The organism is Halomonas cerina (assembly GCF_014192215.1).
Classification (GTDB): Bacteria; Pseudomonadota; Gammaproteobacteria; order Pseudomonadales; family Halomonadaceae; genus Halomonas; species Halomonas cerina.
Genome location: NZ_JACHXP010000004.1, coordinates 125030 through 137528, shown reverse-complemented (window position 1 = coordinate 137528; position 12499 = coordinate 125030). Strand labels below are relative to the sequence as shown.

The window sequence follows — 12499 nt, the reverse complement described above, 5'->3', positions numbered from 1 at the left end:
CCCCATGACCCAACCCCAAGACAGGCTCCTCGACGAGATTCTGGCGACGCGGCCGCTGGTGGCCATCCTGCGCGGCATCACCCCCGACGAGGTCGAGCCCGTCGTCGATGCCCTGGTGACGGCGGGGTTCCGGCTGATCGAGATTCCGCTCAACTCGCCCGATCCCTGGACCAGCATCGAGCGCGCCGTGGCCCGCTGCCCGACGGGCGTCCTGGTGGGGGCCGGCACGGTGCTCGACCCGAGGGACGCCGAGCGGCTGGCCGAGCGGCGCACCCCCCTGCTGGTCACCCCCAACACGGACCCCGAGGTCATCGCCGTCGGCCTCGCCCATGACCTGATGCCCCTGATCGGCTGCATGACGCCCACCGAGGCGTTGGCCGCGGTCCGTGCCGGGGCGCGGGGGCTCAAGCTGTTCCCAGCCGCCCGGCTCGGGCCTGGCTACTACCGTGACATCCGCGCCATCCTGCCGCCCCGAGTGCCGGTGCTGGCGGTAGGGGGCATCGAGCGGGCCAACATGGCCGAGTGGCTCGCCGCGGGCATCGACGGCTTCGGCTTCGGGGGCAACCTCTACCGGCCCGACCGGTCTGCCGAGGATGTCGGACGCATCGCGGGGGAACTCGTCGCCGAGTGGCACCGGTTGCAGGGGGAGGGTGTGGCATGACGGGGCGTCGCCTGATCGCCGTGGACTGGGGCACCAGCAACTTCCGGGCCTTTCTGGTGGATCGCGAGACCGGCGAGTGCCTGGACAGCCGCCGCTCGGAGGCCGGGCTGCGGGCACTGTCGGCCGACGAGTTTCCGCACTACTGCGCGGCTCAGCTGAGCGACTGGCGGGATGGGGACCGGGTGCCGGTATATCTCGCCGGCATGGTCGGATCCGCCCGCGGCTGGTGTCAGGCGCCCCAACTCGAGGTGCCAGCCGGTCCCGCGGAGCTTGCCGCAGGGCTGATGCCGGCCCCCGGTCTCGAGGCGGCCTGGATCGTCCCCGGCCTCAAGGCGGTGCGCGATGCTCACGTGGACGTGATGCGCGGCGAGGAAGTCCAGGCCTTCGGCGCTTTGGCGCTGAAGCAGCTTGAACAGGGCGTCTGCTGCCTGCCCGGAACCCACAGCAAGTGGGCGCGGTTGGTGGAGGGACGACTGATCGACTTCACCACCATGATGACCGGCGAGCTCTACCATGCGGTGCGCTATCACACTCTGGTCGGCGAACCCTCGCGAGGCCGGGAGGGACTCGACGAGGCAGGCTTCCGCCAAGGCCTGGCTGCCGCCCGGCACCCCGCGGGAGTGCTGCATGCCCTGTTCGAGACCCGCAGCCGGCATCTGCATGCCGGGCTCGGCGCCGAGTCGGTGGCCGGCTTCCTCTCGGGCGTGCTGATCGGCACGGAAGTGCTTGCTCAGCATGCTCAGGGCGAGCAGGAGGTCATCCTGGTGGGGAGCCCGTCGCTGAATGCCCTGTATCGCATCGCCCTCGAGACACATGGCGTGCCGGTGGTCGAGGTAGAAAGCGATCGCGCGACCCTCGCCGGTATCCTGGCACTCGCCGATCATCATGAATCGGTGGAAGGAAAGTAGAAATATCCCTTTCTTCTAGGGAGAGGGCTACAAAGGATAACGGAGCAAGCGGTGCTATGGCGCCGTATTTTGCGTAAGTGTCCGTCGGAAAATCCTGACTCAATTTCCGGTGGTGATGGCCAGGAATTCGTCGACGATGTCCTGTGGCGATTTCCGGATATCGAGGCGGATGGCCTCGTCATCACCGGGGGGCTCCAGGGTGGCGAGCTGGTTGTCGAGCATATCGGCACCGGCGAAGAAGTGATCTCCCCGCGTATCCAGTCGTTCCAGCAGGACGCCGCGACTGCCGTCTAGATAGAGGATCGCCAGGTCCGGCGCACCCTGGCGCAGGATGTCCCGGTAGCGGCGTTTCAATGCCGAGCAACCGATGACCAAGGGCTGGCCCTGGGCGCGATAGTCCCGATAGAAACCGGACAGGGTCGCCAGCCAGGTGGCGCGGTCCTCGTCGTTCAGGGGTTCGCCACGGGCCATCTTGGCGATGTTCGCCGGGCTGTGATGGTCATCGGCATCGATGAAGGTTGCGTCGAGGGTCTCGGCGAGACGGCGTCCAATATGAGACTTTCCTGACCCGGAAACGCCCATGACGAGAATGCTGCTGGCGGTATCCTTCATGCGGGAATCTTCTTTATTCTAGCGTCCAATAGATGCCGGAGATTCTAGCATTTTTTGATGCAAAGGTGGATAAAAAAAGGGATATCCGGAATATCTGGTTGATTTCTGGTTATCGCACAAAGGTCTCTACTCTCTAACTCACCGGATTTCTCGGTTGATGAGTGCTTGGTTTACTCAAGGGTTTCGTCCGGTGAACTACCCTCTGGTCGGCGCCATGGTGCAGATCGCCAGGCGCCGCCGAGAGGTGTCGTCACGGAGCCGTGCGGCTAGGAGGGAGAGGACCCGGGGATCAACTTGCCCGGCACCCAGCTCAGGTAGGCCACCATGCCGAACAGTTCGACCAGCGACTGGAAGACGATGACCACCACGGCAGCTTGCCAGGCCTCGGGCAGCGCCAAGGCGATGGGCAGCACCACGAAGGAGTTGCGGGTGCCGAAGCTGAAGGTCAGGGTTCTGGCTGAACGCGTGGGGAGTTGGAACAGTCTACCAAGGGTCTTGCCCAGGAAAGCGGCGAAGATCAAGTAGGCGACGAAGATCAACAGCACCTGCAGCAACACCCCGCTGAGGACGGTAACGGTCGTCACTTGGGATGCCGCGATGACGAAGACCACCAGCGCAAGCAGTGGCACGGGCAGCATGCCCAAGCCATGAGCCCACCGTCTGGCATTGAGGCTGCGCTCGGCCAGCCGCTCGGTCACCCAGGCCAGGGCCAAGGGGGTGAGAATCAGCCCCGCAAACGCGCTGAGGAGGTGGGTGCTGATCGCGGCCTGAAACCATTCCGCGCCCAGAAAGAGCCAGAGATAGACGGGCAAGGTCATCAATTGCACGAGCAGGAGGACTGGTGTGGCGGCAATGGCCCTGCCGGCATCGCCTTTGCCGAGGTGGGTGAAGCTGATGAACCAGTCGGTACAAGGAACGAGCAGCACCAGCAGCACGCCGGCTTGCACGGCGGGTGACAGTGGCAGGAGGGTCATCAGTCCGCCCAGCACGCCGGGGATCACCACGAAGTTGCCGAGCAGCAGGGCCACCAGGAAGCGCCAGTCCTTGAGGCCCTGGCCGATTCGCGTCAGCGGCACTTGGGTGAAGGTGGCATAGAGCAGCCCGCCGAGCAGCGGCCAGAGGACGGCTTCCAGCCGGGATGTCATGTCCGGCAGGCCCAGCCCGATGGCCAGACCCGCCAGGATGAAGATCAGATAGATCCAGGATTGCTGGCGTTCCAGCCAATCACGCATGGGAATGGATCCTTCTCAGTGTTCCAGTGATAATCCCTCGGCCAACCAGGCCCTTTTGCCGCCCCCATAGTGGTAGACCTCGGTGTAGCCGAGGCGGGTCAGGCGTTCGGCGGCACGGCCGGCCCGCTTGCAGTCCTCGCTGGCACAATACACGACGATGGTCGCCTGCCTCTCGGGAAGCCGGCGGGCGCCGCGTCCATGATGTCGTCGGAGACGATGTTGATGGCCCCCGGCAGGTGTCCCTTGGCGAAGGCCTCGGCCGGCAGGGTATCCACCAGGGTGAAATCCCGGTGTCGCCGCTGCCAGTCATGTAGGGTGGCGGTATCGATCGTTGTCATGGTACCTCCTGGCTTGGCGTGATGTTCCTCTTCCATCCTCGCCGAGGCTTTCCGGCCTCTCTTCCTGGTTTCCCGGTTGAACGCCGGCGCAAGGACTGTTCCGCAGGAATCCCCTACAGGCCCGTCACCCAAGCGGGCAGCATCTGCACCGCCCAGGTCTGCAGGACCTTGTCGATGCCGGTAAGCACGAGTCCTCCCAACAGCAGTAGTGTCCAGCCCAGCAGGCGTTTACCGAGGTTCGCGCTCCTCATGGCCGTGGCATTCCAGCGGGCGATCGCCCGCCTCGACAACAGGCCGGCCGCCAGCAGGACCGCCGCCGTGCCCGCGCCGAACATCAGCATCACCAGAAAGGCGAGGCCCATCTGCTGGCCCATGGACGCCAGCCCGATCGCTGCGCCCAAGGTGGGACCCACACAGGGCAGCCAGACGAGGCCCAGTAGCAGGCCCACGCCGAATTGGCCATACCAGCGCTCGGCGCTGGCGTCGAGATTCCATCGGGACGTTACCAACGACAGTCCCGATGTCAGGCGATTGGCCAGGGGCTTGATCACCAGCACGGCCCCCGCAGCCAGCAGAATGACGGCGGCGAGGTAACGGAAAGATTCCGGGTCCAGCCCCAGGTTGACCAGGACGAACATCAGCACACTGCCGGCCAGGGCGAAGGACAGGCTCAGCCCTCCGGCCAGGGCCAGGGGGCCGAAGCGGCCGGTGGTGGCGGACGAGGCGATGACCACCGGTACCAGGGGCCAGACGCAGGGCGACAGGATGCCCACTACCCCCGCCAGGAAGGCGAGGGGAAGCGCCGCCAGTTCAAGACTCATCAGTCACGGCATTGAGTTGGCCGAAAATCCGCTGCTTGCGGGTTTCCCCGACGGAGAACCAGACCTGCTCGGTGCCCGAGAACAGCACCAGCGTCGACTGATACGGGGCCTTGAAATGGGTCACCCACTGCTTCTGGGTGTCGTAGTCCACGTTCAGGATATGCAGCCCGGCGTCCGGGTACTGCTGCTGGTACTCGGTGAGAATCTGCTTTTGCTTCTGGCAGTTCGGACACCATGGCGCGCTGATGTGCACCAGCACACTTTCCCCTTGCTCCTGCAGCGCCTCGAATCGCTCCATGCTGAACGGCTCGGCGTCCAGCGCCATCGCCGCCGGTGCCAGGACCAGGGAAAACAGCAACACGACATATTTCGTCAGGGCCGAGAGTGTCTTTTGAATCACGAGTATTTCTTCTCTTGCTATCACTTAGGCGGTATCGACCGCCGGGCTTCGTTGGATGAGGTGTTATGTCCCGCCATGCCCGCCGACATAGCGGTCCAGCCCCCACAGCAGCAGGCCGAACAGCAGGTGCGGCAGGGCGGACGCCGGAATCAGTTGAGGACCGATCGCCAGGCCGGCGAGTCCCCAGCCCACCACGGGGAAGAACACCACCAGGATCACGACCCACAGCACAGCGGCCAGGCCCAGCGCGGTCGGCAGGGTCTTGCGCGGGAAATAGCGCACGAACACCACCGACCAGAAGGTCACGTAGACCGTATGGAAGAGCAGGCCGACCGGCATCGGCAGGGGCCGTCCCAGCAGGGTCTCGGCGAAAGCCAGGGAAGGGGGCTTCGGGAAGGGTGATACGCCGACCTTCAACAAGGCGATCATCACGATGGCGGTGAGCACCGACACCGCGATCCCGATGCCGATCGCCCTGGGCCAGGAAGGTTGGGTGGGGGCTGTCTGGATCATCTTGCGCTCCCTTTTGATGAGCGGTGTGGATGGACCCTCAGGCGAGGCGGAGGGTCACCGGTCGCGAGACGTGGGGCAGCGGGGTCCACAGCTTTCCTCGGCCTCGCTGCAGCAGGCACCGACCAGGTGGTCCGTCAATGCCAGCAGGGCATCGAACTCCGCGCGGTAATAGACGAACTGGCCCTCGCGGTGCGATTCGACCAGGCCGGCGGCGGCCAGCTTCTGCAGGTGGAAGGTCAGCGCATTCGGCGCCACGTCGAGGCGCTCGGCGAGCCTGCCTGCCGCCAGGCCGGTGGGGCCCGCCGCCGCCAACTGGCGAATCGTCGCCAGGCGAACGGGATGGGCGAGGGCGGTCAGTTTTCTGGCGACGATGTCGTCGCTGTTCTGGCTTCCGCAACCGTGTGCCATGGACTCAGGCCCTCGGGTCGCGCTGCGCTTGACCCGCATCGGCGCATCCGCCGGTCGGTCCGCAACCGCAGCTTCCGGCCCTTTTCGATGCGGCGCGACGGCGCAGGTAGAGATAACCGCCGACCGCGCCAAGCGCAGCGATGCCAAGTCCGATCTGTCCCGCCAGCGTCAGGCCGACTCCACCGGCGGCGAAGAACGCGGCCAGGAAAGGGACGACCAGCGGGGCGCAGCAGACCGCGCAGGCCGTGAGCAGCACGCCGCCCGTCGCGACGACCTTGCCGGAGGGTCTGGAGGATGTCTTGCTCATGATGGGTTCCTCTCGGGTTCGGGCGCCAAGTGGATGAGCGCAGTGAGCTTTCTGGCGACGAGATCGTCGTTGTCCCAGACATGCTTTTCAATAGTGCATGAATCGATGATTTCATGCAGCAATGAAACACATGTCCTGCACAACACGATAATCGGCTCACAGCCTTGGCGCAGGCCTGAGCACAGAGCTTGAGGCCCTCCACCATGGTGAGGAAGGGAAGCAGTGTGCCTCCGATGGCCTACCGTCCATGCGTGCTCGTAGCCATGAAGGACTCAGGGAGGCAGGAGATCCATCCAAGGGGGTAACCTATCGGCAGTTCGTAAAAACGATGGGGATGGATTAAGTGGTGCATCCGGTGTTTTCTAACACCGGCACACGCTTCGTTCTCTCCGTATTTTCTGGTTGGCAGGAACGACGGAGCTGCCTCAAAGCCGCTATCGCTTCTCGTCACGAGGAGGATTCACGAAGGGCTGAAGCAACATGCGGTCCAGCCGCAGGTCATGCGCATCTCTGTAGTCCTCTATACCGATCGTCATGCCGAGGTGGCCGGCGGCAGGCTGATCTCGGTATGTACCGAACAGTCGATCCCACCAAGGCAGGTTGAAACCGAAGTTGCTGTCGGTTTCCTGGCGGACAATGGAGTGGTGGACACGGTGCATGTCGGGTGTCACCACGACCAGGCGAAGCCAGCGGTCAAGCCTGAGGGGTAGGCGGACATTGCCGTGGTTGAACATCGAGGTGGCGTTGAGCAGCACCTCAAAGATCAGCACTGCCAGCGCCGGCGCCCCAAGCAGGGTCACCACGGCGAGCTTGATACCCATCGAGATCAGGATTTCCAGGGGATGGAAGCGCAGCCCCGTGGTGACATCGAACTCCAGGTCCGCATGGTGCATCCGATGCAACCGCCATAGCCAGGGCACGGCATGGAAGAGGCGGTGCTGGAAGTAGATGGCCACGTCCAGCATGACGACGGAGACGACCACGGCCAGCCATATCGGGACCGACACCAGGTTGAAGAGGCCCCAGCCCTGCTCGGCGGCAACCAGGGCAGCCCCCAGGGCGGCGAGCGGAAAGAACAGGCGCACCGCCAAGGTATCGAGGACCACGATGGCCAGGTTGCTTGGCCAGCGCTGACGACGATGAATCCTCTGGGGCCGTCGCCTGGCAACGACCTCCCACAGTGCCATCGCCAGCAGAACGAAGGCGAAGGCACCCCCGCGTATAAGCGGCTCATGGGCCAGGAGGGTATCGGACATGGCGGTACCTCCGGTCATGCGATGGGCAGCCCCGCCGCTTTCCACTCTGGATACCCTTCCTCGAAGCGTCGGACTCGATAGCCGAGTTGACGCAGGCGCTGTACGGCCTCGTGAGACAGGACGCAATAGGGGCCTCGGCAGTAGGCCACGATCTCCCTGTCCCGGGGCAGCTTGCCCAGCATGTCTTCCAACTGCTCCAGTGGGATGTTGATGGCCTCGGGCAGGTGGCCGGCCTCGTACTCCTCCTCGGGACGCACATCCAGCAGTGCCACCTCGCCGCTGGCAAGCCCGGCCAGCAATTCGTCCCGGCTGATCGCCTCCAGAACGCCATCGGCGTCATCCTCCGCGAACAGCCGGCTGACCAGCCGCTCCATCTCGGCCAGGTTGGTCTCGGCCACCTGCCTGAGCAGGCCCAGCAGGTTGACGATCCGCTCATCGGTCAGGCGGTAGATCATCTGCTTGCCGGAACGCTGGGCAGTGACGAGCCCCGCCCGGCGCAGGTGTTGCAGGTGCTGGGAGGCATTGCCGACGGTCAGGTCCGTGGTGTTGGCCAAGGTTTCGACCGAGGCGTCACCCTGGGCCAGGCGCTCCAGCAACGCCAGGCGATGCCCGTTACCCAGGGCGCGGGCGACCTGGGCTAGCGTATCGAGAAGGTCCTGTTGCGAAATCATGGGGTCTCTCCGAGGGGCGTCAGCAGAACAGCGTGCCACTTGACAGGCGACAATATCTCTATCCATCATTCTATCGTTTTATTGAATGATGGCAAGGAGTCACCATGCAGACGCTCATCATCATCAACGATCCCCCCTATGGCACCGAACGCCTCTACAACGGCCTGCGACTGACCATCGTGCCTGTCGATGCAACGGGGCAGGTCTCTGCCCAAGCCGTGGTCGACGCCGTGCATCCTGACACGGCCCTGGTCTCGATCATGTTGGCCAACAACGAGGTCGGCACTCTTCAGCCTGTTGCTGACATCGCCAGGCAGCTCGCCGGCCGTGGCGTCTTGCTGCATACCGATTCCGCCCAGGCGGTAGGCAAGATCGCCATTGATGTCGAGGCATTGGGCATTGATCTGCTGACTATCGCCGGTCACCAGTTCCAGGCGAGCAAAGGGATCGGCGCTCTCTACGTGCTGTCGATGCCGGACACCGGCCCCTCCCATTGCTTAGCCAGGCCACGGGTGAAATAGCCGGTACCACAGCCGACGTCCAGCAACGACTCACCGGGGTGCGCCGCCAGCGAGCCCCGAATCAGATCAAGCTCACGGCTGCCGATCCATCGCCCTCGTGGTGTTTTGTACCAGGCGTCATAAGCGCTGGCGTCCAACTCGATACCTCCCTTTTCACCTTTGAAACCGCATAAGCGCGAGACACCTATGGCCAGAATTATCTGGTCGGCCTGACTATCGGCATGATGCTCACCGTGGTGCTGGCACTGGCTGAATCCGAGTTCGGCGTTGCCGAGGGCATTCTCAACCCAGCCACAGCGAAGCCCAAGGTCAGAGCGGCAGGCCAATCAGCGATACGAAGGTTCCCGGCGCCCATGGCTGCCTGCCTCCATTGGAATCCCCCCCTCACTCATGAGGGAGTACGCCACCTTGTAATGTGGAGGCTGGTTGGGTAAAACGAAAACCGATATCGATTTTCGTTTTTGATAATGCAGGTAGCAACGCCATGGAGCATCATGACCTGCTCGCCGGCTTGGTAAGGCTACACGTCCTGCACCACGCGGCCGAGCATGAGATATACGGCCAGTGGATGATCGACGAGCTGGCTCACCACGGCTATCGACTGAGCCCCGGTACCCTCTACCCCATGCTGCATTCGATGGAGCGCAAGGGGTACCTGACCTCCCGGGAAGAGTACCAGGGAAGCACTCGCCGCAGGCTCTACCGCGCAACCGACTTCGGTCGGGAAGGGCTGGCGGTGGCCAAGCGACAGCTGCGAGAGCTTACCGGTGAGGCCATGAATGACGGGACCTGCACGTCAAAACAAAGGTGACAAGGAGTCCGATCGATGAGCCATACGCCACGTCCTGTCGGGCGCACCAGAGAAGTCTTCAGTGCCTTTCTACTGCTGGGCCTGACCTCCTTCGGTGGCCCCATCGCCCACCTCGGCTACTTCCGCACCGAGTTTGTGGAGCGGCGTCGCTGGTTCTCCGAACAGGCTTATGCCGACCTGGTGGCGCTGTGCCAATTCCTGCCCGGACCCGCCAGTAGTCAGGTGGGCTTCGCCATAGGGCTGATGCGCGCCGGCCCCTGGGGGGCAGCGGCAGCCTGGTCGGCCTTTACCCTGCCCTCGGCCATTGTGCTGGTGTTGTTCGCCTTGGGCTCTGCCGTGCTTGATGGCCCCATCAGCCAGGGCATCATTCACGGCCTGAAGGTGACAGCGGTGGCCATTGTCGCCCACGCTGTGTGGGGCATGGCCCGCAGCCTCTGTCCCGATCCCCGGCGCGCCGGTATTGCATTGGCCGCCGTGTTCACCGTGGTGTTGGTTAGCGGTCCGCTGGGACAGGTGGCCGCCATCGTGATCGGTGCCCTGGCTGGCATGGCACTGTGTCGGGCCCACGCCGAATCTGATATGCACGATCTGCCGCTGCCTGTCTCGATGCGTGCCGGCCATCTGGCGGGGCTGGCCTTCGTTGCTCTGCTGGTCGGCTTGCCGCTGCTGGCTTGGGCCAGCCCCTCCGCAGCCCTGGCGGTCATGGACGCCTTCTATCGCGCCGGTGCCCTGGTCTTCGGCGGTGGGCATGTCGTGCTGCCGTTGCTGGAAGCCGAGGTGGTGCAATCCGGCTGGGTCGGTGCGGACGAGTTCCTGACAGGCTACGGCGCCGCCCAGGCCGTGCCGGGGCCGCTATTCACCTTTGCCTCCTATTTGGGCGCGGTGATGGGGCCGCTCGGCGGCAGACTGTTCGGTGCCGCCCTGGCGATGGTGATGATCTTCCTGCCCGGAATGCTGTTGCTGGTGGCAGTACTGCCCCACTGGAGCCGATTCCGCCGTTGGGATAGCGCGCAGGCACTGATGCGCGGGGCCAATGCGGCAGTCGTGGGCATCCTGGGCGCCGCCCTCTACCAGCCGGTCTGGACCAGTGCCATTCTCGGCCCCCGTGAGTTCGCCCTGGCGCTGACCGGCTTCCTCTTGCTCAGCGTCTGGAAACTGCCCGCCTGGGCGGTAGTCGTCGTTCTTGCCAGTGGCGGCATACTCATCACCCTGTAGCCGGCATTACCCATCATGCCAAACAGACACTATCCCGGTCACTGACACTTGCCACGAAAACGCCCATGCCATGACGCAGTTTGCTGACAACATTCTCCATCTACCGGAATACCACGTCCTGGGCACTAAGGTGGAAGAGCATGATCTCCACTACCAGGTCGAAGCTCCTGAGCCTCTAGCTTGCGAGGAATGTGGCGTTGAGGGTGAGCTTGTCAGGTTCGGCAAGCGCGATGTGGCCTATCGTGATCTCCCCATCCACGGAAAGCGGGTCACCCTCTGGGTGGTCCGTCGTCGCTACACCTGCCGGGCCTGCGGAAAGACATTCCGCCCAGCACTCCCCGAAATGGTGGATGATCGCCGTATGACGAGGAGGTTATACAGCCACGTTGAAAAGGAAGCCTTCAACCACCCCTACGCCTATGTAGCCGATACCACGGGCCTCGGAGCTATGGTGATTTCTGGTGTACGAGAGGAGGTAGGAAGGGTGGCGTATCCTGTTGATTGATCACGACCAAGATCTCAATCAACAAGAGCGGATACGCCATGACCGATTCTACCCTCCGAGCCCTGTCACAGCCAGAACCCGAGGTCTCCGACCCGTTGCATGAATTGTTGCGCCAAGGGGCACGAGACCTGATCGCCAAGGCCGTGGAGGCCGAGTTGGCAACGTTCCTGGCACAGTATGCCGACACGAATATGGAGGACGGTCGACAGGCGGTGGTGCGCAACGGGTATTTGCCGGAGCGCACCGTGCAGACCGGCATCGGTGACGTCACCGTCAAGGTGCCCAAGGTGCGGGATCGGAGTGGCGGCAAGGCCTGCTTCAACAGCACCCTGTTGCCGCCCTACCTGAAACGGGCCCGCAGTGTCGAGGAACTGATTCCCTGGCTCTATCTCAAGGGCATCTCCACCGGCGACTACCAGGAGGCCCTGGCGGCCCTGCTGGGTGACCAGGCGAAGGGCCTGTCGGCCAACACGGTCTCGCGATTGAAGGCCCAGTGGCTCGACGAGCACAAGGCCTGGTGTCAGCGGGACTTGGCGGACCGCCGCTACGTCTACTGGTGGGTCGATGGCGTTTACAGCAATGTGCGTCTGGATGATCGCCTGTGTCTGCTGGTGATCGTTGGCGTCACGGCACATGGCCGCAAGGAACTGGTCGCCGTCGAGGATGGCCATCGCGAGTCGGAGGCCAGCTGGAAAGAGCTGCTCACGGGGCTGCGAGAGCGTGGCCTGACGGAATCCCCCAAGCTGGCGATTGGCGATGGCGCGCTTGGTTTCTGGAAGGCCCTGAGCAAGATCTATCCGGCCACGGCACACCAGCGTTGCTGGGTTCACAAGACCGCCAATGTGCTGAACAAGCTGCCCAAGTCGGTGCAGCTCAAGGTCAAGGCCGATCTGCACGAGATCTGGCTGGCTGAGACGCGCGAGGCAGCCCATCAGGCCTTCGACCGCACGCTGAAGCGCTTCGGCGCCAAGTACCCCCAGGCGATGGAATGCCTGGCCAAGGATCGGGACGAACTGCTGGCGTTCTACGACTTCCCGGCAGAGCACTGGGTGCACCTCCGCACCACCAACCCGATCGAGTCGACCTTCGCCACGGTCCGCCTGAGGACCAAGCGCAGCCGGAACTGCGGCTCCCGGGACACGACCCTGGCGATGGTCTTCAAACTGCTCCAGACCGCCCAAAAACGCTGGAGGCGGATCAAGCACTTCCAGAAGTTGGAGCTGGTCGTCAGCGGCGTCAAGTTTCAGGACGGGGAGCAGGTAGCCGATCAATCAGACAGGAATGCGGCCTGACCGCCATCCACCAGATTTGACGATAACT

17 protein-coding genes and 1 pseudogene are annotated in these 12499 nt (G+C 63.8%); 7 read left to right on the top strand and 11 right to left on the bottom strand.

Features of this window, described 5'->3' with window-relative positions; genetic code table 11:
- Positions 1-4: 4 nt before the first annotated feature.
- Together FHR94_RS05375 and FHR94_RS05370 are read left to right on the top strand one after the other, a co-directional pair.
- Positions 5-661 carry a 2-dehydro-3-deoxy-6-phosphogalactonate aldolase gene (locus FHR94_RS05375; protein WP_183324601.1) on the top strand — a complete coding sequence of 219 codons (657 nt, stop codon included), beginning with the start codon at positions 5-7 and terminating at the stop codon, positions 659-661.
- Positions 658-1569: a 2-dehydro-3-deoxygalactonokinase gene (locus tag FHR94_RS05370; RefSeq protein ID WP_183324600.1), complete on the top strand. Its 912-nt coding sequence runs from the start codon at positions 658-660 to the stop codon at positions 1567-1569. Before FHR94_RS05375 ends, FHR94_RS05370 begins: the two co-directional genes overlap by 4 nt.
- A gap of 99 nt (positions 1570-1668) precedes the next feature.
- Here FHR94_RS05370 and FHR94_RS05365 read toward each other — a convergent pair whose 3' ends face one another.
- The 11 genes from FHR94_RS05365 to FHR94_RS05315 form a co-directional block, all read right to left on the bottom strand.
- Positions 1669-2181 carry a gluconokinase gene (locus FHR94_RS05365; RefSeq protein ID WP_183324599.1) on the bottom strand — a complete coding sequence of 171 codons (513 nt, stop codon included), beginning with the start codon at positions 2179-2181 and terminating at the stop codon, positions 1669-1671.
- Between the two features lie 266 nt (positions 2182-2447).
- Positions 2448-3413, bottom strand: coding sequence for an arsenic resistance protein (locus FHR94_RS05360; RefSeq protein WP_183324598.1), 966 nt, complete (start codon positions 3411-3413; stop codon positions 2448-2450).
- A 15-nt stretch (positions 3414-3428) separates the two neighbouring features.
- Positions 3429-3566, bottom strand: a complete 138-nt coding sequence (locus FHR94_RS20050; protein WP_183324597.1) for a rhodanese-like domain-containing protein — start codon at positions 3564-3566, stop codon at positions 3429-3431.
- Complete coding sequence (locus FHR94_RS05350) at positions 3512-3751, bottom strand: rhodanese-like domain-containing protein (protein WP_183324596.1); 240 nt, start codon at positions 3749-3751, stop codon at positions 3512-3514. Before FHR94_RS05350 ends, FHR94_RS20050 begins: the two co-directional genes overlap by 55 nt.
- 113 nt (positions 3752-3864) lie before the next feature.
- On the bottom strand, positions 3865-4572 hold the full coding sequence (locus FHR94_RS05345; protein ID WP_183324595.1) for a cytochrome c biogenesis CcdA family protein: 708 nt from the start codon (positions 4570-4572) through the stop codon (positions 3865-3867).
- A complete protein-coding gene (locus tag FHR94_RS05340) occupies positions 4562-4972 on the bottom strand; it encodes a thioredoxin domain-containing protein (RefSeq protein WP_221188370.1) in 411 nt (136 codons plus the stop codon). Before FHR94_RS05340 ends, FHR94_RS05345 begins: the two co-directional genes overlap by 11 nt.
- Before the next feature lie 63 nt (positions 4973-5035).
- Positions 5036-5485: a CNNM metal transporter family protein gene (locus FHR94_RS05335; RefSeq protein ID WP_183324594.1), complete on the bottom strand. Its 450-nt coding sequence runs from the start codon at positions 5483-5485 to the stop codon at positions 5036-5038.
- A gap of 54 nt (positions 5486-5539) precedes the next feature.
- A complete protein-coding gene (locus tag FHR94_RS05330) occupies positions 5540-5893 on the bottom strand; it encodes an ArsR/SmtB family transcription factor (RefSeq protein ID WP_183324593.1) in 354 nt (117 codons plus the stop codon).
- A gap of 4 nt (positions 5894-5897) precedes the next feature.
- Positions 5898-6200: a hypothetical protein gene (locus tag FHR94_RS05325; RefSeq protein WP_183324592.1), complete on the bottom strand. Its 303-nt coding sequence runs from the start codon at positions 6198-6200 to the stop codon at positions 5898-5900.
- 434 nt (positions 6201-6634) lie between these two features.
- The gene (locus tag FHR94_RS05320; protein ID WP_183324591.1) at positions 6635-7456 is read right to left on the bottom strand and encodes a sterol desaturase family protein; all 822 of its coding nucleotides are present in this window, start codon (positions 7454-7456) and stop codon (positions 6635-6637) included.
- A gap of 14 nt (positions 7457-7470) precedes the next feature.
- Positions 7471-8127, bottom strand: coding sequence for an ArsR/SmtB family transcription factor (locus tag FHR94_RS05315; protein ID WP_183324590.1), 657 nt, complete (start codon positions 8125-8127; stop codon positions 7471-7473).
- A gap of 104 nt (positions 8128-8231) precedes the next feature.
- Here FHR94_RS05315 and FHR94_RS05310 point away from each other — a divergent pair, with 104 nt between their 5' ends.
- From FHR94_RS05310 to FHR94_RS05290, 5 genes and pseudogenes are all read left to right on the top strand, one after another.
- Positions 8232-8648, top strand: coding sequence for an aminotransferase class V-fold PLP-dependent enzyme (locus FHR94_RS05310; protein ID WP_183324589.1), 417 nt, complete (start codon positions 8232-8234; stop codon positions 8646-8648).
- Between the two features lie 484 nt (positions 8649-9132).
- Positions 9133-9459, top strand: a complete 327-nt coding sequence (locus FHR94_RS05305; protein WP_183324588.1) for a PadR family transcriptional regulator — start codon at positions 9133-9135, stop codon at positions 9457-9459.
- Positions 9460-9474: 15 nt separating this feature from the next.
- Positions 9475-10674 carry a chromate efflux transporter gene (gene chrA, locus FHR94_RS05300; protein WP_183324587.1) on the top strand — a complete coding sequence of 400 codons (1200 nt, stop codon included), beginning with the start codon at positions 9475-9477 and terminating at the stop codon, positions 10672-10674.
- A 70-nt stretch (positions 10675-10744) separates the two neighbouring features.
- Positions 10745-11140, top strand: a pseudogene (locus FHR94_RS05295) (transposase family protein); the annotation flags it as partial.
- Between the two features lie 77 nt (positions 11141-11217).
- Entirely contained in the window at positions 11218-12471 is a 1254-nt protein-coding gene (locus FHR94_RS05290; protein WP_183324586.1) for an IS256 family transposase, read from the top strand.
- Positions 12472-12499: the final 28 nt, after the last annotated feature.

Coding starts and splice junctions, on each gene's coding strand:
- FHR94_RS05375 (WP_183324601.1), top strand. CDS start 5: ATGACCCAACCCCAAGACAGGCTCCTCGACGAGATTCTGGCGACGCGG.
- FHR94_RS05370 (WP_183324600.1), top strand. CDS start 658: ATGACGGGGCGTCGCCTGATCGCCGTGGACTGGGGCACCAGCAACTTC.
- FHR94_RS05365 (WP_183324599.1), bottom strand. CDS start 2,181: ATGAAGGATACCGCCAGCAGCATTCTCGTCATGGGCGTTTCCGGGTCA.
- FHR94_RS05360 (WP_183324598.1), bottom strand. CDS start 3,413: ATGCGTGATTGGCTGGAACGCCAGCAATCCTGGATCTATCTGATCTTC.
- FHR94_RS05350 (WP_183324596.1), bottom strand. CDS start 3,751: ATGACAACGATCGATACCGCCACCCTACATGACTGGCAGCGGCGACAC.
- FHR94_RS05345 (WP_183324595.1), bottom strand. CDS start 4,572: ATGAGTCTTGAACTGGCGGCGCTTCCCCTCGCCTTCCTGGCGGGGGTA.
- FHR94_RS05335 (WP_183324594.1), bottom strand. CDS start 5,485: ATGATCCAGACAGCCCCCACCCAACCTTCCTGGCCCAGGGCGATCGGC.
- FHR94_RS05330 (WP_183324593.1), bottom strand. CDS start 5,893: ATGGCACACGGTTGCGGAAGCCAGAACAGCGACGACATCGTCGCCAGA.
- FHR94_RS05325 (WP_183324592.1), bottom strand. CDS start 6,200: ATGAGCAAGACATCCTCCAGACCCTCCGGCAAGGTCGTCGCGACGGGC.
- FHR94_RS05320 (WP_183324591.1), bottom strand. CDS start 7,456: ATGTCCGATACCCTCCTGGCCCATGAGCCGCTTATACGCGGGGGTGCC.
- FHR94_RS05315 (WP_183324590.1), bottom strand. CDS start 8,127: ATGATTTCGCAACAGGACCTTCTCGATACGCTAGCCCAGGTCGCCCGC.
- FHR94_RS05310 (WP_183324589.1), top strand. CDS start 8,232: ATGCAGACGCTCATCATCATCAACGATCCCCCCTATGGCACCGAACGC.
- FHR94_RS05305 (WP_183324588.1), top strand. CDS start 9,133: ATGGAGCATCATGACCTGCTCGCCGGCTTGGTAAGGCTACACGTCCTG.
- chrA (WP_183324587.1), top strand. CDS start 9,475: ATGAGCCATACGCCACGTCCTGTCGGGCGCACCAGAGAAGTCTTCAGT.
- FHR94_RS05290 (WP_183324586.1), top strand. CDS start 11,218: ATGACCGATTCTACCCTCCGAGCCCTGTCACAGCCAGAACCCGAGGTC.